The 18,453-nt window shown below is 67.1% G+C and carries 13 protein-coding genes and 1 other RNA gene; 5 read left to right on the top strand and 9 right to left on the bottom strand.

Annotation, left to right across the window (positions count from 1 at the left end; all coding sequences use genetic code 11):
- From dnaX to AC27VE_RS06995, 6 genes are all read right to left on the bottom strand, one after another.
- Positions 1-1,129: DNA polymerase III subunit gamma/tau (dnaX, locus tag AC27VE_RS07020; RefSeq protein WP_488703403.1), on the bottom strand; the 1,129-nt coding region annotated here is incomplete at its 3' end.
- Positions 1,130-1,280: 151 nt separating this feature from the next.
- Positions 1,281-1,378: signal recognition particle sRNA small type (gene ffs, locus AC27VE_RS07015), an RNA gene on the bottom strand.
- 459 nt (positions 1,379-1,837) lie between these two features.
- Positions 1,838-5,284, bottom strand: a complete 3,447-nt coding sequence (locus AC27VE_RS07010; protein WP_488703402.1) for a UvrD-helicase domain-containing protein — start codon at positions 5,282-5,284, stop codon at positions 1,838-1,840.
- A 2-nt stretch (positions 5,285-5,286) separates the two neighbouring features.
- Positions 5,287-7,950, bottom strand: coding sequence for a PD-(D/E)XK nuclease family protein (locus AC27VE_RS07005; protein WP_488703401.1), 2,664 nt, complete (start codon positions 7,948-7,950; stop codon positions 5,287-5,289).
- 103 nt (positions 7,951-8,053) lie between these two features.
- Entirely contained in the window at positions 8,054-8,212 is a 159-nt protein-coding gene (locus AC27VE_RS07000) for a hypothetical protein (protein ID WP_006222851.1), read from the bottom strand.
- 37 nt (positions 8,213-8,249) lie between these two features.
- On the bottom strand, positions 8,250-9,461 hold the full coding sequence (locus tag AC27VE_RS06995) for an MFS transporter (RefSeq protein WP_427961676.1): 1,212 nt from the start codon (positions 9,459-9,461) through the stop codon (positions 8,250-8,252).
- Between the two features lie 230 nt (positions 9,462-9,691).
- On the opposite strand from AC27VE_RS06995, the gene AC27VE_RS06990 reads away from it, so the two are divergent.
- The 5 genes from AC27VE_RS06990 to AC27VE_RS06970 all read left to right on the top strand — a co-directional run bounded on the left by AC27VE_RS06990 (position 9,692) and on the right by AC27VE_RS06970 (position 15,385).
- On the top strand, positions 9,692-10,003 hold the full coding sequence (locus tag AC27VE_RS06990; protein ID WP_488703400.1) for a DUF485 domain-containing protein: 312 nt from the start codon (positions 9,692-9,694) through the stop codon (positions 10,001-10,003).
- Positions 10,000-11,676 (top strand): cation/acetate symporter ActP, encoded by a 1,677-nt coding sequence (actP, locus tag AC27VE_RS06985; protein WP_427961671.1) that lies wholly within the window; start codon positions 10,000-10,002, stop codon positions 11,674-11,676. The genes AC27VE_RS06990 and actP overlap by 4 nt, the downstream gene beginning before the upstream one ends.
- A gap of 19 nt (positions 11,677-11,695) precedes the next feature.
- Positions 11,696-13,651, top strand: a complete 1,956-nt coding sequence (gene acs, locus AC27VE_RS06980) for an acetate--CoA ligase (protein ID WP_488703399.1) — start codon at positions 11,696-11,698, stop codon at positions 13,649-13,651.
- Positions 13,652-13,657: 6 nt separating this feature from the next.
- Positions 13,658-14,299, top strand: a complete 642-nt coding sequence (locus AC27VE_RS06975) for a response regulator (RefSeq protein ID WP_488703398.1) — start codon at positions 13,658-13,660, stop codon at positions 14,297-14,299.
- A 132-nt stretch (positions 14,300-14,431) separates the two neighbouring features.
- Entirely contained in the window at positions 14,432-15,385 is a 954-nt protein-coding gene (locus AC27VE_RS06970; RefSeq protein ID WP_488703397.1) for an NAD(P)H-dependent flavin oxidoreductase, read from the top strand.
- Between the two features lie 54 nt (positions 15,386-15,439).
- Here AC27VE_RS06970 and AC27VE_RS06965 read toward each other — a convergent pair whose 3' ends face one another.
- From AC27VE_RS06965 to AC27VE_RS06955, 3 genes are read right to left on the bottom strand one after another with little or no spacing between them, the layout of a single operon-like run.
- A complete protein-coding gene (locus tag AC27VE_RS06965; protein WP_006222843.1) occupies positions 15,440-16,426 on the bottom strand; it encodes a Bug family tripartite tricarboxylate transporter substrate binding protein in 987 nt (328 codons plus the stop codon).
- Between the two features lie 46 nt (positions 16,427-16,472).
- Entirely contained in the window at positions 16,473-17,669 is a 1,197-nt protein-coding gene (locus AC27VE_RS06960) for a CaiB/BaiF CoA transferase family protein (protein ID WP_488703396.1), read from the bottom strand.
- Positions 17,666-18,400, bottom strand: a complete 735-nt coding sequence (locus AC27VE_RS06955) for an enoyl-CoA hydratase/isomerase family protein (RefSeq protein WP_488703395.1) — start codon at positions 18,398-18,400, stop codon at positions 17,666-17,668. Before AC27VE_RS06955 ends, AC27VE_RS06960 begins: the two co-directional genes overlap by 4 nt.
- Between the last annotated feature and the right edge of the window lie 53 nt (positions 18,401-18,453).

Raw genomic sequence — 18,453 nt, 5'->3', positions numbered from 1 at the left:
GACGGGCGGGCGCGGCGGGCGCTTCCAGCGCGGTTTGCGGACCGGCATCCCCGTTAAGCGCCAACATGCGCAGGCAGGCCATGATGAAGCCCGCGTACTCGTCCGGGGCCAGCGTCAGTTCGCTGCGGCTATGCACGGCCACCGAATAGAACAGTTGCACGGCGTCGGGATGCAAGCCGAGCGCCAGGCGGGCGATATCGGCCGCCAGCGGATCCTCGGCCGGCGTCACGCCGGTCACGCGCTGCTCGATCGCCACGCGCGAGAGCAGCACCGCCAGATCGGCCAGCGCACCGGCGTAGGACAAACCACGGGTCGCCAGTTCGTCGGCCACCGCCAGCACGCCCTTGGCGTCGCCGGCGGACAGGGCGTCCAGCAGGCGCACCAGGTGGCGTTGGTCGATGGTGCCGAGCATGCCGCGCACGGCGTCCTCGGTCATGTTGCCGGCGCTGTAGGCGATGGCCTGGTCAGTCAGGGACAGCGCATCGCGCATGGACCCCTGGGCAGCCTGCCCGATCAGCCGCAAGGCCGGCACTTCGAAAGCGACTTCTTCCTGGCCCAGCACGGCCTGCAAGTGCCCGACGATGGAGTCGGCCGGCATCTGCTTCAGGTTGAACTGAAGGCAGCGCGACAGCACCGTCACCGGGATCTTCTGCGGATCGGTCGTGGCAAGGATGAATTTGACGTGCGGGGGCGGCTCTTCCAGCGTCTTCAACATGGCGTTGAAGGCGTGGCCCGTCAGCATGTGCACTTCGTCGATCATATAGACCTTGAAGCGACCCGCGCCCGGCGAGTACACCGCCTGCTCAAGCAGCTGCGTCATCTCTTCGACGCCGCGGTTCGAGGCCGCGTCCAGCTCCAGGTAGTCGACAAAGCGCCCGGCGTCGATTTCCGTGCACGCGCGGCAGACGCCGCACGGCTTGGACGTGATGCCGGTTTCACAGTTGAGCGATTTGGCCAGGATCCGTGACAGCGTGGTCTTGCCCACGCCCCGGGTGCCAGTGAACAACCAGGCATGGTGCAGGCGTTGGGTGTCGAGCGCATGAGTCAACGCGCGCACCACGTGATCCTGTCCCACGAGGGTATCGAACGATCGCGGCCGCCACTTGCGGGCCAGTACCAGATAAGTCATGGCTGGATTGTAGAGCCTGTTTCGCGTGCTGGCTGAAATGCAAAGGGGACGGGCTTATTCCCGTGGAACGAATCCCTGGAAAATAACCCCGTCCCCCTTGAAAGCAATCGAGCGGTGGGTTGAATGACTACCCGTTGCTTTGAAGAATCCGGTTGGCGAGCCTTACTCCGGCACTGACCCTAAACGACTATGGCTGCTTCGTTCCCGACCTGACCAGGTTCACCGTCGAACCATGCGGAGGGGCCCGCCAACCGGAATTCTAGCAGAGCTGCGCTTCGCTTGCTTGCAGCCTTCCGGTTGGCGGGCCCCTGAGGGGCGGTATGTTGCCCCCTCCCCGGCCCTCCCCCCGAGGGGGAGGGAGGGATGGCTTTGCTTCGCTTGCCATTTTTGGCTCGCTTCGCTTTGCCTTGCTTGCTTGTTCGCTTCGCTTTGCTCGCTTTGCTTTGCGGGCGGCTGTCTCGGGGTGTGGGCCTCTGGCTTGGGCGCGGTCCTCTCGCTTGGGCGCGGTTCTCTGGCTTAGGCCCGGTCATCTGGCTGGGCACGGTCCTCTGGCTGGGCGCGATCCTCCAGCTTGGGCACGGTCCTCGGGCTGGACGCGGCCCTCGGCTTGGGCGTGGATGCGTAGGATGGGTGGAGCGCGCGGGTGTCGTCTTTAGGGGGACGGGGGCCAGCGCGCGCAACCCATCGTGCAGGTTGCGGTCGAAATCGCTATTGCAGGTCTATCCAGGCTTTGGCTCTGGGGAAGTACAGGGCGGCTCGGGCTACGCGGCCGTCCAGGGCGGTGACCTGGGTGCAGTAGCGCAGCAGTTGTTCGCCGTGGCGCTGGCGCATGCGGGTGGCGAAGGCGGCGGGGGGTTCGCCGGGGTGGGGGCGGCCGGTTTTGTAGTCGACGATCAGCCAGCCGTCTTCGGTGCTCAACGCCAGATCGATGACGGATACCTTGCCGGCGGCGTCGATCAGTGGCCATTCGCGGCGGGCGCCGGATTGGGATAGCAGCCACAGGCCGCGGTCGTCCGATAGCGTGGCTTGCAGGGTTTCCAGCACGGCTTCGGCGGCGGCGTCTGCCTGGCTGGCGGGGATGCCTGCGCGCGTCAGTTGGCGGCGCATGGCGGGCAGGCGGTCTTCCAGGGCGTCGGCGGGCCACGCGTGCACGCCGTCCTGGCCGATGCGGGCGAGCCATGCGTGGGCCAGGGTGCCGATGGCGGCGTCGTAGCCGGCTTCCAGTTGCCAGGCGGGATGCTCGCTGCCGTCGCCCCAGGCGCCGCGGGCGGCAGCGCCAAAGCCGGGGCTGACCGTGATGTCGGACAGGCGCGCCAATTGCGCCAGGCCGACGCTTGCCACCCGCCGCAAAGGTTCACCCTGCCACTCGGGGCCGTCGGCGGCGTCGGGTTCGGCCTCGCCCTGTAAGGAGGGCGGCACCGGCGTTTCCAGGCAGGGCCACAGGCGGCCCAGGAGGCTGGCCGCGGGCGGGGTCTTGATCTGCCCCGTGGCCTCGTCGAGCGACACGTGGCCCACCAGATGCAGACGCTTGCGCGCCCGGGTGGCCGCCACGTACAACAGCCGATCGATTTCGTACGAGGCGCGGCGCGCCTCGCGTGCGCCCAGGTAGCGCGAGACCGGGTCGGCCTCGGTTTCGGCGCGCGGCTTGACCGGGCCGAACAGCACGCGGCCGCCGCTTTGCTCGAAACGCACCAACGGCGCCTGGTCGCCGCGCGGCGCGCGGTGCAGGCCGTACAGGATGACGGTTTCGAATTGCAGGCCCTTGGACTTGTGCATGGTCATGATCTCGACCGCGCCGTCGTCCTCGTCCGCCGCATCGGGCGCGGCGAAGAGCCTCGATATGCCTGCGTCCAGCGCTGCGGGGTCGATGCCGCCGTGCGGTGCCAGGCGTTCGACCAACTGGAAAAGGCTTTCCGCGTCATTGGCCACCGACAGGCCGGCATATAGCGCGGGGCCGCCCAGGCGGCGCCACAGCGATTCCACCCACGCCGCGAATGGCATGGCGCCGGAGTCGTTGCGCTTGTCCAGCAAGACGGCCGCCACCTGGCGCAGGCGCTCGAATTCGTCGGCGCTGAGCAGCGCCTGCGCCGACGGGGATTCGGGTGCGGCCGGAGCGGCGTCGAACAGGGAGCCCTGCGGCGCCATGTCCACCGCCGCTGGCAATGTCGGCCGCACGATGCGCAAAGCGCGCTCGAGCAGCACCGGCACCGGGGTGATGTGGTCGTCGCCGAACAGGCGCTGCAAGGACGTCAGCGTCAGGCCGCAATAGGGCGCGCGCAGCACCGACAGCCACGCCAGCCGGTCGCCGGGATGCGACAGCGCGCGCACCAATTGCACCAGGTCCGCCACCACCGGCCGCAAGGCCAGCGGCACCAGGTCCACGGCGCGGCAACGGATGCCCTCCTGCGCCAGACGGCGGGTCAGGTTGCCCAGGTGGCTGCGGGCGCGCACCAGCACCGCGACCGGATGCTTGGCGCCCTTGTGGTCGACCAATGCCTGGCGCACCAGCCCCACCGCGATGTCTTCGGCCTGCTCTTCGGCGGGCGCCGCGCCGGCCCGCGACCAGGCGGGATGAAAACGCACCGCCGGGTCCGGCAGCGCGTCGTGGAATGCCGTGGACGGGCTGTAGGCGATCGCGCCCGCGGCGGCGTCGCTGCGCTTGGGCAACAACGACACGAACGACCGGTTCACCCAATCGACGATACCCGCCTGCGACCGGAAGTTGTCGGTCAGGTTGAGAAAATCGGGCTGCAACTCGCCCACGCCGATATCCGCCACTTCCAGGAACAGGCCCACTTCGGCCTTGCGGAAACGGTAGATGGACTGCATGGGGTCGCCCACCAGGAACAGGCTGCGGCCATCGCCCGCCTGCCAACCAGAGGTCAACGTGCGCAACAGGTCCAGCTGCGTCTGGCTGGTGTCCTGGAATTCGTCGATCAGCAGATGGCGGATCGACGCATCCAGCTTCAACAGCAATTCGCCCGGATCATCGGCGCTGCCCAGCGCCGAGGCCGCGCGCTGCGCGATCTCGATGAAGTCGACTTCACCCGTGTCCGCGAAGCGCAGGCGCAACTGCGCCACGGCCAGCGCCAGGGTCATCAACTGGGCGCCCAGCACTTCCCACTGCGCATCAGTGAAGCGCGGTTCCGGGATGTCGCGCACGGCGTTCAGGCGGCGCACCCAGGCGGCCTGCCCGTCGGCCGCTTCCAGCCACGCCACAAAGGGTTCCTTGTGCGCGCACTTGGCCGGAAATCCCAGGTTCTTATTGACCGTCTTGCGCAGGCTGCCGGTGCCGGTCAGCAACAGATGCGCCACCGCACGCCACTGGTCCAGCACGTCGGCGTCCGGCGGCAGCTCTTCCGTCCAGTCCAGCAGCGCCAGCAGCTTGTTGTCGTCTTCGCCGTCCTGCAGATGGGTGGCGGCCAGCCGGGCAGGCCCGCACAGCGCTTCGGCCCAGCCGTACGGCATCGCTTCGCTCAGCGCGTCCAGGTCTTCGCCGATGGCCTCGGCAAGCATGGCTTCCATGCCCGCGCGGTCGGAACCGTGACGCAGCAGCGGCAGCCATTGGTCGCGTTGACCCAGCATGTCGGCAATGGCGTCCTTGGCCGCCTGCACGTCCACGTCCAGATGCTGCAGCAGCACGCGCACGGCGTCGTACTCGTCGGCCAGATCAAGCGTGGCGCGCGCCGCGGCTTCGTAGTTTGCGCGGGCGTCATCGGTGATCTCGGGCATGCCGCCCAGTTCCGACAACCACGGCATGCTGCGCACCAGCCCCGCGCAGAAGGAATCGATGGTGCGGATGGCCAGGCGCGCCGGGTGATCCAGCAGATGCCAGCCCTGCGCTTCGTTGCGCGCCAGCGCGGCACGGGCCAGCTCCCAGCTGCGGCGTTCGTGCATGGCCTCGGGCGGCCCGTCCAGCCCGCGGCGCAGCTTGCTCAGCACGCGGGCGTGCATTTCGGACGCGGCCTTGCGCGTGAAGGTGATGGCGACGATCTCTTCCGGACGGTTCACCGTGGCCAACAGGGCCAGGATGCGGTCGGTCAGCAGTTCGGTCTTGCCCGACCCGGCGGGGGCCTGCACCAAAAACGAACGGGTGGGGTCCAGCGCGTCGGTGCGCGCGGCGTGGTCCTGCGGCAAGCGTTCTTGTTCAGCCATGCTCATGCGTCCTCGTCGTCCAGATGCAAACGCAGGAACGGCAATGCATCGCAGTATTTCAAATCATCCCGGCGGTAGGCGACGTTGGTGGCCACCCCGGCCACATACTCGTCGGCCAGCGCTTCGATCGCCCCGCGCCAGCGCTGCCGGATCTCGGGCCAGGACAGGCCATCGAAGAACTTGCTGTCTTCGGCCAGCGTGACGCCCGGCATGCCCAGGTCTTCGTCGGCCAGGCCTTGGGCAGCCACCTGCCGCGCGTGGATCTGCGCCAGCACCAGGCCAGCCACCTCGCCGCCCGCGGCGTCCGCCAGCACCGATGCGTAGAACGGCAGCTGCACGTTCACCGGCCGGCTTCGCGACCAGTCGGGCTCGGGCTTGGCGGCGGCCACGCCCGTCTTGTAGTCCACGATGACATTGCGGCCGTCGGCCAGGCTGTCGATGCGGTCCAGCCGCAGTTTCAGGTTCAATGCCCCGCGCTGCCACTGATGGTTTTTTTCAACCTGGGCGACGGCGAACGGCAGGCGCTGCGCCTCCATGTCCAGCCATGAGGCCAGCACGGTCCGGGCACGCTGGCATTCCAGCGCCTTGAGCGCGGGCGCGTAATCCTTGAGCTCGACCTCCGCGGCCTGCGCCACCGCCTGCTCCAGCAGCGCGGGCAGGCGGCCGGTGGCCAGGACCTCGTGCAGGGTTTCCTGGTCAGGCATCATGCCCCACACCAGTTCCAGCGCCTTGTGCAGGAACTGGCCGCGCACGTTCACGGTGGCGATGTCGGCATAGGGCGCAAGTTCGCGGCCGCCCAAGCGGTGGCGCACGAAGGCCCACAGCGGGTTGCGCGCCTGCGTATCCAGGACGTCCAGCCCCCCGCCCCCGCGGTTTCCGGGCGCCAGCGGCGGCCCCTGGTTGTCGTCCAGCGATTCCTGCGGCAGCGCGGCCACCAGATCAGCGGCGGCCGGCGCCCAGTCCGTCAACGCGGTCGCGGCGATCAGCGGCGAGGGGCGCAATTCGCGCTCGCCATCCATGTGGGCATGGCTGACGATGATGTCAGGCGCGCAGCGGCACAGCGCGGCATACATGCCTTCGGCCCATTCGCGTTCCCGCTCGGGCGTAGCCCGCGGCGCCTTGGCCTGCCGCAGCACGGCCAGGGGCAACAACGGGTTGGGCTTGGGCGATGCGGGCAGCACGTCGTCGGTCAAGCCCAGCATCCAGACGCCGTCCCAGTAGCCGCCTTCGGCCTCCAGCAAACCCAGCACATCCAGGCGCGCCAGGGGATCGCGCTGCGGCTGAAACGATGCGGACCGTGCCACGCTTTGCAGCAGGTTCACCGCCGCCACGCCGCCCAGCCGGCCAGCCGCCGGCGCCAGCGCCGAGAAGCTGCCCAAGGCGTCGCCCAGCGCGCCCATGACCTGATACCCGACGCTATCCAGCACGGCTTCGCCGGGAAAGCCCAACGCCGTCAGCGCGGCTTTCATGCGCAGCATCCAGATGTCGCAGGTCGCCTGGCGGCCGCCCTGCGTCCAGATCTCCATCGCCTGGTTCCAGGCTTGCGCCAGGGCGGGCATGTCGGCCAGCAACTTTTTCCAATCCTGCGGACCCACGTGCTGCACGGCCTGCCGACGCCAGCGTGCGTCGATCGCAGCCAGGCGCGCGCGGTCGCGCACGTCGCCGGCGCAATAGCCGGCCAGCACGGCGGCGCCCAGCACGTCCACGCCGCAGCCCTTGCCCGCGGCGCATTCGGCCAGCGCACGCAGCCACGCCAGCGCGGCGCGCGCCATCGGCCATTCATCAAGCGGCCGGCCCACCGCCACGTTGAACGCAAAAGCCGGCGCGCCATCGCGGCCGGCCAAGGCCTGGCTCAACACGCGCCGTGCGAACGGGGATTCGGCCTCCAATTGCGGCGACACGATGGCGTAGCGCCCAAGCGGATTTGCCTTCAACCGGCTGGCGGCCCACGCGGCGGCGGCGCGCCATTCCGCGCCCTGATCCGCGGCCTCGAACCGCCGCGCCACGGTTTCGACCCGCTGCGCGTCGCGCCACTGCGCAACTACGGTGCCCTGCGCCTCAAATGCGCTGAGCAGCCGGCGAAAGCGCGGGGAAATGTCGGTGAAACCCGCCAGCACCAGTTGGCCAGGGGTGGCGAGCCGGCCGTCCTCCAGGGCGCGCAGCACGCGCGCATACCCCTGGTTCGCGTCTTCGGCGTCGATGCCTGCGAGCGTTTGGCGGTAGCGCGAGCGCCACCGGGCAAAGCCGCGGTATTCGTCGGTGTCCGCGCCCGACGGCACGTGCAGGTCCCACTCGTCCATCAGCAAATCGGCGTCCATGGACAGACGCGCAGCCTGGCTGGCGTCCAGCAGCACCCGCTCCGCCTCTTCCGCGCGAATGGCTTCGGTCCACACCAGCTGCGTGGCAAAACTGTCCAGCCGGTAAGCGGGCACGTCGTCGTCCGCTTCGAATGCCAGCTCGTTGGCGGACTCGGCCAACCACGCCGACAGCGGCAGGATGCGCGGCAATTCGCTGACTTGGCGCTCCTGGCGCAACAGGCCGGCCAGCTCCAGCGTCAAGCGGCGCGACAGCCGGTTGTTCACGGTCAGCACCAGCGTGTCGGCGGCGGGCATGGCGCCGATGTCCGGCAGCGATAGATCGGAAAAGGAAAGCGATGCGTCCTGCATGGGCACCTACAAAGCGCGTACCGAAACGGCAGGCGCGGGCGACGAAAAAAACGACGGAGGAAACTCCGTCGTAGGATACCGCGAGCCGAGGGGATGGATGCGCCTAAAAGCCGCAGAGCGCGGCCAGGTTTTCCCAGTGGATCTGCATCTCGGGCGTGGTGTAGCCCCAGAACGCCAGGCCCAGCACGGCCGCCAGCGCCAGCACGCCCACGGCACGCCAGCCTCGATGGCGGCGGACGGCGGGAGGATGAGCTGGGGTCATGGACGGATCTCCGGATCGCAAGGTTCTGGCGCCGGCCTCATGCCGAAGCGGGGCGGGGTTCGACGGGCGTCACCGGCTGTTCCCGCACCGGCAGGCACAGCAACGCGGCAATCACGGCCAGCGCCACGCCCAACCACCAGACCATATCGTAATTGCCCGTCTTGGCGTAGGCGTAACCGCCCAGCCAGACGCCGATGAAGCTGCCCAGCTGGTGCCCCAGGAAGACGATGCCCGACAGCGTGGCTGCATAACGCAGGCCGTAGATCTGCCCGATCAGCCCTTGTGTAAGCGGCACCGTCCCCAGCCAGAACAGGCCCATCCAGGCCGCAAAGGCGTACAGGACCCACGCCGACAAGGGCATGGCCAACAGCAGCAGAATGCCGAAGGCCCGCATGAAATACACGATCGCCAGCAAGCGCTTCTTGCTGTACTTGCCACCGAGTTTGCCCGCGTAGAACGAGCCCAGCACGTTGAACAGGCCGATCAGCGCCACGGCAGTCGCGCCCTGCCCTGGCGTCAGGCCGCCATCGGTCACATAGGCCGGCAGGTGCAGCGTGATGAAGGCGGTATGGAAACCACAGACGAAGTAGCTCCAGAACAGGAAGTGGAACGACGGGTGGCGCACCGCCTGGCGCACGGCCGCGGCGAGCGACTGCTGCGGCCCCGATTGCGCTTGCGGACGCCCACGCAGGAAATAGGCGAGCGGCGCGGCGCAAGCCACGAACAGCGACAGCACCCACAGCGCACCCGGCCAGTCCATGCCGGTGATCAATGCCTGCCCGGTAGGCACCACGGCGAACTGGCCGAGCGAACCCCCGGCGCTGGCGATGCCCATCGCCGTGCTGCGGTAGGCAGGCGGCACCGCACGCGCCACCACCGGCAGGATCACCGGGAACGTGGTGCCCGCCTGGCCCAGCCCGACCAGCACGCCGGCGGTCAGGTACAGCGTCGCTTCGTCGGTGGCAAAACGGGTGCCGATCATGCCCAGCATGTACAGCACCGCGCCCAGCGCGATGGTGCGCCCCGATCCGTAACGGTCGGCCAGGATGCCCATGAAAATGCAGGCGACGCCCCACACCAGGTTCTGCAAGGCGAAGGCCATTGAAAACACGTCGCGGCCCCAGCCGTGAGCCAGGCCCATCGGCTGCATGAACAGGCCAAAAGTGGCGCGCACGCCCATGGCAAGCAGCACCACAAGGGTACCCAGGATGAGGGTGCGCGTGGAAATCTTATCGGTTTGGATAGACATGAAACCCGTGTCTGGTTGTTGTATGGGTTTGCGCCCCCTCCTCGGGACGACCCGCACATCATATACAAATCGGCCGGGGCAGAACGGCAATAGCCATGCTGCCGCGTCGCGCTTTGCAGGGCTGTCACTCGGGCCTTGCCCCTACGACTAAGGTCGCATGTCCCCCGAATTGATGCGTCTCTATATTGGCCGGAGGCTCGTTCGCCAATAACGATAAGGAGACCCTCGCAATGACTTCGCCCGAAGGCGTGGTTGCCGCTGTCATGCGTCATCCCAAATATCAGGAATTGCTGCGCCGCCGCAGTCGCACCAGCTTGCTGTTCTTCGCCATCACCGGCGTGATCTACGCGGGCTTCATCCTGACCCTGGCATTCGATCCCGCATTCTTCGCCCGCCCGCTGCCCGGCATGACGATGAGCATCGGCATCTTGACCGGCATCCTCGTGGTGGGCAGCGCCGTGGTGCTGATTTCGGCTTACGTCCACATCTCCAACACGGTCTTCGACCCGCTGCTGGCCGCCATCCTCAAGGACGTCTCATGAAACGCAAGACAGCGGGCGCCGCGTTGATCTTCGTGCTGGGCTGCGTACTGGCGGGCTCGGCCCGCGCCGCCGCAACCGGGCAGGCCAGCACTTCCGCCATCGTCATGTTCCTGACCTTCATCGCAGGAACCATGGGTATCACCTACTGGGCCGCCAAGCGCACCCGCACCACATCGGATTTCTACACGGCGGGCGGCGGACTGACGGGCTTTCAGAACGGCTTGGCCATCGCAGGTGATTACCTTTCCGCCGCCTCGTTCCTGGGGATTGCGGGCATGGTCTACGTCAGCGGTTTCGACGGCATGATCTACGCCATCGGCTTCCTGTTCGGCTGGCCGGTGGTCATGTTCCTGATCGCCGAACGGTTGCGCAACCTGGGCCGCTACAACTTCGCGGACGTGACCTCGTTCCGCTTGGCGCAAACCCCCATGCGGGTGCTGGCGGCCAGCGCGTCGCTGCTGATCATCGCGCTGTACCTGATCGCGCAGATGGTCGGCGCGGGCAAGCTGATCGTGCTGCTGTTCGGGCTGGACTACAACATTGCGGTACTGATCGTCGGGTCGCTGATGATGATCTACGTGGCCTTCGGCGGCATGACCGCCACGACCTGGGTACAGATTATCAAGGCAGTCCTGATGCTCTTCGGCGCCACGCTGATGACCATCCTGGTGCTGGCGGCCTTTAACTACAGCCCCGATGCGCTGCTGGCGGAGGCCGCCCGCGTGCACCCGTCTGGCCTGGAACTGCTGGCGCCGGGCGCGCAGGTCAGCAGCAATCCGCTGAACGCCTTGTCGCTGGGCATCGCGCTCGCCTTCGGCACCGCCGGCCTGCCGCACATCCTGATGCGCTTCTTCACGGTGTCCAACGCCAAGGAAGCCCGCAAGTCCGTGATCTACGCCAGCGCCTTCATCGGCTACTTCTATCTGCTCACGTTCATCATCGGCTTTGGGGCAGTCGCGCTGCTGGTGCGCCACCCGGAGTATTTCGCGACGGGCCCGGACGGCGGGTTCGACATGATGAAAAACCTGATCGGCGGCACCAATATGGTCGCGGTCCACCTGGCCAACGCCGTGGGCGGCAATCTGCTGCTGGGCTTCCTGGCGGCCGTCACGTTCGCCACCATCGTGGCGGTGGTGGCCGGTTTGGCGCTGGCTGGCGCCGCAGCCATTTCGCATGACCTGTACGCCAACGTCATCGCGCGCGGCCGCGCCACGGAACACCAGCAGATGCGCATTTCGCGCTTGTCCACCATCGCCCTGGGCGTCATGGCCATTCTGCTGGGCATCGTATTCGAGAACCAGAACGTGGCGTTCATGGTGGGTCTGGCCTTCGCCATCGCCGCCAGCGCCAACTTCCCCGTGCTGGTGCTGTCGATCTCCTGGCGCGGATGCACCACGCGTGGCGCGACCATCGGCGGGTTCCTGGGCCTGACCAGCGCGACAGTCTGGGTCGTGCTCAGCCAGACCGTATGGGTGGACGTCTTGGGGTTTTCCTCGCCCGTCACGCCCTTCCCCAACCCGGGCATCCTGTCCATCCCGCTAGCGTTTTCCTCGATCTGGCTGTTCTCGAAACTGGACCGCAGCCCGCGCGCCCGGCAAGAAGCCGAGGCCTTCGACGCCCTGACCGTCCGCAGCCAGACCGGTATCGGCGCCACCACCGCCGTCGGCCATTAACCGTTCAGAGGAACCATCCATGAAACCCATCCGCGATCTCTATCCCGTGCCCGAGGGCTTTGCCGGCCCGCAGACGATCACGCAGGAACACTACGAAAACCTGTACGCGGCATCGCACCGCGATCCGGACGCCTTCTGGGCCCGCGCCGCGCAGCGCCTGCAGTGGCATCGCGCCCCGACGCAAATCCGGGACGTCAGCTTCGCCGCTGAAGACTTCCATATCCGCTGGTATGCCGACGGAGAGCTGAACGTCAGCGTCAACTGCCTGGATCGCCACCTTGAGACCCACGGCGAAAAGCCCGCGCTGATCTGGGAGCCGGACGACCCCGGCACGCCTTCGCGGCGCATCAGCTACCGCGAATTGCACACGATGGTCTGCAAGATGGGCAATGCGCTGCGACGCATCGGGATCGGCCGCGGCGACCGCGTCACGATCTACATGCCGATGATCGTGGACACCGTGGCCGCCATGCTGGCCTGCGCGCGCATCGGCGCCGTGCATAACGTGGTGTTCGGCGGATTCGCGCCGGCCTCCATCGCCGACCGCGTGCGCGACTGCGGCGCCCGCGCCATCATCACCGCCGACGAAGGCCGGCGGGCTGGCCGCGCCATTGCGCTGAAAGCCAATGTGGACGCCGCGATGAAGATGCCGGGCATGGAGGGCGTGCGCAACGTGCTGGTGGTCAGGCATACGGGCGCGCCCGTCGACATGACGGCCGAACGCGACTATTGGCTGGACCGCCTGATGGACCGGGAAACCGAAGAATGCGTCCCCGAGCTCATGAACGCCGAAGACCCGCTTTTCATCCTCCATACCTCGGGCAGCACCGGCAAGCCCAAGGGGATGCTGCACACGACCGGCGGTTACCTCGTCTATGCCGCCTACACGCATGCCACCATCTTCGACATCCGGGACAGCGATGTCTTCTGGTGCACGGCGGACGTGGGCTGGATCACGGGCCACAGCTACATCGTGTACGGGCCGCTGGCCAATGGCGCCACAACGGTCGTCTTTGAAGGCGTGCCCAGCTACCCGGACGCCTCACGCTTCTGGCACGTCATCGACAAGCACGAGGTCAGCATCTTCTACACCGCGCCCACGGCCATACGCGCCCTGATGCGCGAGGGCCCCGAGCCCGTCCTCCGCACCTCCCGGAAGTCGCTGCGCCTGCTGGGCACGGTGGGCGAGCCCATCAACCCCGAGGCCTGGCGCTGGTATCACGACGTCGTGGGAGAAGGTCGCTGCCCGATCGTGGACACCTGGTGGCAGACGGAAACGGGCGGCATCCTGATTGCGCCCTTGCCCGGCGCCAAGGCCTGCAAGCCGGGCTCGGCCAGCATGCCCTTTTTCGGCATCCGGCCGGAGCTAGTCGATGTGCAGACGGGCGAAGTGATAGAAGGCCCCGGCGAAGGCAACCTGTTCATCCGCGACTCGTGGCCTGGGCAGGCGCGCACCGTCTACGGCGACGACCGGCGCTACGTTGAAAGTTGCTTCAAGGACTATCCCGGCATGTATTTCACGGGCGACAGTTGCCGCCGCGATGCCGATGGCGACTACTGGGTCACCGGCCGCGTGGACGACGTGTTGAACGTCAGCGGACACCGCTTGGGCACCGCCGAACTGGAAAGCGCGCTGGTATCGCACCCGAAGGTGGCCGAAGCGGCGGCGGTGGGCTTTTCCCACGACATCAAGGGCCAGGGCATTTACGTGTATGTCACGCTGAAAGCGGGTCTGGAAGCGTCCGACACCCTGCGCCAGGAACTGGTGGCCCACGTACGCCGCGAAATCGGCCCCATCGCGACGCCCGACCATCTGCAATGGGCGCCCTCCCTGCCCAAGACGCGCTCGGGCAAGATCATGCGCCGCATCCTGCGCAAGATCGCCGAGAACAACGTCGACGACCTGGGCGACATCACCACGCTGGCCGATCCCTCGGTCGTGCAAGCACTGGTGCAGGAACGGGGTATGGCATGATCGGCCATGCCCGTATTCCTGATTGCCGATGACCACCCGCTGTACATCGACGCCCTGCGCGGGCTGATCGGCCGCTTATACCCGAACGCCGTCATCCGCGATGCCGAAGAGATCAGCGTGCTCTACGGCCTGGTCCAGGCCAAACCGCACGCTGATCTGCTGTTGCTGGACCTGAACATGCCTGGCGCCACGGGCTTCGACACGTTGACGCAGGTACTCCGCCTGCGGCCTCAATTGCCGGTTGCCATCGTGTCGGCGCATGACGACCCGCTGCTGATGCGCCGCGCGATCGATCATGGCGCGATGGGTTTCATTCCAAAGTCGGCCAACGCCGACACCATCGGCCGGGCTCTGCGCCAGGTGCTGAACGGCGGCACATGGCTGCCCTTTGATGACGGCAAGGCTGGTCGCGCCTGCCTCGAAGACAGGCAGTTGGCCGCAAGGCTATGCGAGCTGACGCCGCAGCAATACCGGGTACTGCGGATGGTGGGCGCGGGGCTGCTCAACAAGCAGATTGCGCATGAGCTGAACGTGGCGGAAGCCACGGTCAAAACGCACATGACCGCCGTGATGCGCAAACTTGGCGTCTCCAACCGGACACAGGCGGTGCTGATCGCGCGGCGTCTGGGCTTGACCGACTGGGCTTGAACCCCTGAGGTCGAATACTTGGCGCCAGGTCGCATCCGACCCCCACCCAATGCCCCATTCATTGCTTACGAATATAGTTGATATTATCAACTAACTGACCGAAAATGGGATTTTCCCGACGGCAGGTAGGCCATGATTCTGCAAACTCCGCTGACCCGATTGCTGGGCACGCGTTATCCCATCATCCAGGGCGGCATGAGCTGGGCTTCATCCAACGCGGCGCTTGCGCTGGCGGTTTCCCGCGCGGGCGGGCTGGGCGTCATCGCCGCCGGCCCGATGTATCCCGAGGCCCTGCTTGCCGCGGTGCGCGAAGTACGCCGCGGCACCGACGCACCGTTCGCCGTCAACATCCCGCTGTACAACAAGCGTGCCCAGGAGCACATGGACATTGCCATTGCGGAAGGCGTGCCGGTCATCATCGCGTCTCAGGGCGGACCGCAAAAGCATATCGGCCGCGCACGCGAGGCGGGCATCAAATGGCTGCAAGTGGTGGCCAGCCCGCTGCATGCCGAGAAAGCGCAGGCGGCGGGCGTGGACGCGGTCATCGCCGTGGGCCTGGAAGCCGGGGGGCATCCGGGGCCAGACGAAATCGGCCTGCAGGTCCTGCTGCGCGCCACGGTGCGCCGCGTGTCCCTGCCGGTGGTGGCCGCGGGCGGCATTGCCGACGGCGCGGGCATTGCCGCGGCCCTGTGCCTGGGCGCGGCCGGCGCACAATTGGGCACCCGTTTCCTGCTGACGCCCGAGGCCGGCGTGCATGCCGACTACAAGGCGGCGGTTCTGGCTGCCGGCGTGGCCGACACCACGCTGATTGGCCGCGGAAGGTCGCCCGTGCGGATGCTGCGCAATACGTTTGCCCGCCAATATCTGGCGGCCGAGCGCGGCAGCGACGATGCCGCATTGGACGCGCTGTTCTCCGTCAGTTCGCTGAAACAGGCGGCCCACGACGGCGACGTGGAAGGCGGCAAAGTCGAAGCCGGACAAAGCGCCGGATTGATCGACAGCCTGCAACCGGCAGGCCTTCTGGTTGCGCAGTTGATGGACGAAACGCGGCAGGCGCTTGCCCGTGCCGCGGCACTGGCGGGCTGAAAAGAGGAAGCCGCCCGAGAGGGCGGCTTCGATTGAAAGGTCCCGTCGTCGCGCCTACTTTTTCATCAGGCCGGCCGACTCCACCAGCTTCTTCATCGCAAGCTGGTCTTTCTCTACGAAAGCCGTCGCTTCGGCCGGCGTCATGTTCCACAAATCCACGCCCTGCGCCTGCATCAGCTTGCCGTATTCGGCATCCGCATTCACGCGGCCCATGGCATCGTTCAGCCGCTGCAACACGTCGACCGGTGTCCCTTTGGGCGCGGCCAGGCTGTACCACGACGCAGACTCCGCTCCCGTCACGCCCGACTCCGCCAGCGTGGGCACATCTGGCAACAGCGGCGAACGCTTGCCGTTGGCGTAGGCCAATGCCTTGAGGCGCCCGCTGCGGATGAACTGCAGGCTGGCGGCCAGGTTGAGCACGGCGATGTCCACCTGCCCGCCCACCAGGTCATTGATGGCCGGCGCCGCGCCGCTGTACGGAATGTGCACGATATCCACGCCTGCCCGCTCACGGAACAATTCGGCGCCCAGGTGCGGGGAACTGCCCGGCCCGGCGGACGCGTAATTGATCTTGCCGGGATCCTTGCGCGCCATTGCCACCAGGTCGGCAACGCTGGCGGCATTCAGCGTGGGACGCGCAACAAGCATGTTCGGCTGGTTGGCCACGATGGACACAAAGGCGAAATCCTTGATGCCGTCGTAGGGCGTGCGCTGCATCAGCGGCGTCACCACATGCGCGGCCGACGTGCCCAGCAACAGGGTGTAGCCGTCGGGCTTGGCGCGCGCCACGAAGTTCGCACCGATCGCCGCGCCTCCGCCCGCCTTGTTCTCCACGATCACGGGCTTGCCCAGCTGTTTCTCCAGCTCGCGCGCCAATGCACGGCCCAGCACATCGGCGGGACCGCCGGCGGCATAGGGATTGACCAGCGTAATCGGCTGGGACGGATACGGGTCAGCGGCCACCGCGGTGGCGCAAAATGCCCCGGCGGCCAGGCCGCACAGCAGGCGTCGATAAGCAAACAGACGCTTTAAAGTCTTCATGGGTTGTCTCCTGCAGGTTTATTTTTTTGGTGTGGCGATGAAATGCCTAGATCGCGCCCTCCGCGCGTAACGCCTGAATCTCCGTATCCGACAGGCCCAGCGTTGACCTCAGCACACTGTCGGTGTGTTCGCCCAGCAGCGGAGGGCGATCCAGGCGCGGATCTTCATATCCCTTGAACTTGAACGGCACAGGTACGGCGCCGAAGCGGCCGATGGCGGGATGCTCGTAGCTGGACACCATGCCGCGCGCCAGCACGTGTTCGTTGTGCAGGATTTCCTCCACATCCAGGATCGGTCCGGCGGGCACGCCCACGGCATCGCAGCGCCGGCAGAGTTCGTCGCGCGTCAGCCGCCGTGCGGCAGCGGCCAGGCCGGCCATGACTTCATCGCGCCGCGCCACCCGCACGGCATTGCGCGCCAGTTCCGGGTCATCGGCCCATTGCGGCAGGTCCAACGCATCGCACAAGGGTTTCCAGTGCTGGTCGCTGCCGGTGATCTGCACCCAGCGCCCATCGCCGCATTCGAACGCGGCCGACGGCACGCGCCCCGGATGCTCGGTGCCCAGCCGTTGCGGCACTTCGCCCAATGCGAAGTAGCGCGCCGCCGCCAACGACAACAGGCCGACCTGCCCGTCCAGCATCGAAAAGTCGATGTGGCAACCTTGCCCCGAGTGCGCCCTGCCCACCAAGGCGGACAGGATGCCGATGGCCGCCCACAGGCCCGAGGTCAGGTCCGCCACCGGAAGACCCGGTTTGACGGGGCCGCCGCCGCGTTCGCCCGTCAGGCTCATGATGCCGCCCATCGCCTGGAACACCGTGTCGTATCCCTTGCGGGGCGCATACGGGCCGGTCATGCCGAAGCCCGTGCACGAAAAATAGACCAGGCCCGGATTGCCGGGCGCGATCGTGTCGCGGTCCAGCCCGTACTTGGCCAGGGTGCCCACCGGAAAATTCTCCACCACCACATCGCAAGTCTCGGCCAGCCGGCGGATCAGCGCCTGGCCAGCAGGCTTGCGGAAGTTCACGGTGATGGATTGCTTGCTGCGATTGAAGGCCAGGTAATAGGCGGACTCCGTCCCCCCCTCGCCCTGCACCTGCGGTTCGAACCCCCGGGTTTCATCGCCCGCGCCGGGTTGTTCGACCTTGATCACGGTGGCGCCCAATTCCGCCAGGATCATCGAGGCGAACGGGCAAGCCAGCACCCGCGACAGATCCAGGATCGTCACGCCATCCAGCGGCCTCATCGCGCGCCTCCCTGGCGAAACCCGCGCATGATCACATTGGCGTCGCGCCCGACGCCAAGCGCCTCGGCCAGGCCCAGGTCTGCGGCACGGTGGAAGGCGCGCTTGGTCAGCCCCATCGCTGCGGGCTCCCAGCCCGCCAGCCGCCCGGCCATCGCCAAGGCCGCATCCAGCACGTCGGCGGCGGGCACGACACGATTGGCGATACCCAACTGCAACGCGCGCGCACCATCGATGGGTTCGGCCATCGCCACCAATTCAAAGGCGTGCTTGCGTCCTACCTGCCGCACCAGATTCGCCATCACGACGGCGGCCACGATGCCATGGCGCAATTCGGGATAGCCAAATCGCACGTCCTCGGCCATGACGGTCAGGTCGCAGGCCAACGCCAGGCCGGCGCCGCCGCCCAGCGCATTGCCGTGCACCGCGCCTACGACGGGTTTGGTCATGCGCGAGAACACCAGATGCAGGTCGGTCGTCAGGTCGGCGCGGGCCAGGACCGCCTCAGGCTGTTCCGGCGTCAGGCCCGAGAACTCCGTGGTGTCCGCGCCGGCGCAGAAGGACTTGCCGTTACCGGTCAGCACGACGGCGCGCACCGCCCTCTCCCGTTCGGCTTGCGACAACGCGTCCAGCAACGCCGTGGTCAGGGCCGTGTTCAGCGCGTTGTGCTTTTCGGGACGGTTCAGGCGCAGCAGACGCACGGCGCCCTGGTTTTCGACGATCAGTTCGGGCATGGCGCAAATCCTCTTGAATAGTGATCAGGCATTTGATTGATTTAATCAACAAT

It is taken from the genome of Achromobacter sp. 18P8.1.1, assembly GCF_057799415.1.
Note: the sequence above shows the minus strand (reverse complement) of the source record. Positions and strands in the feature narration are given on the sequence as shown.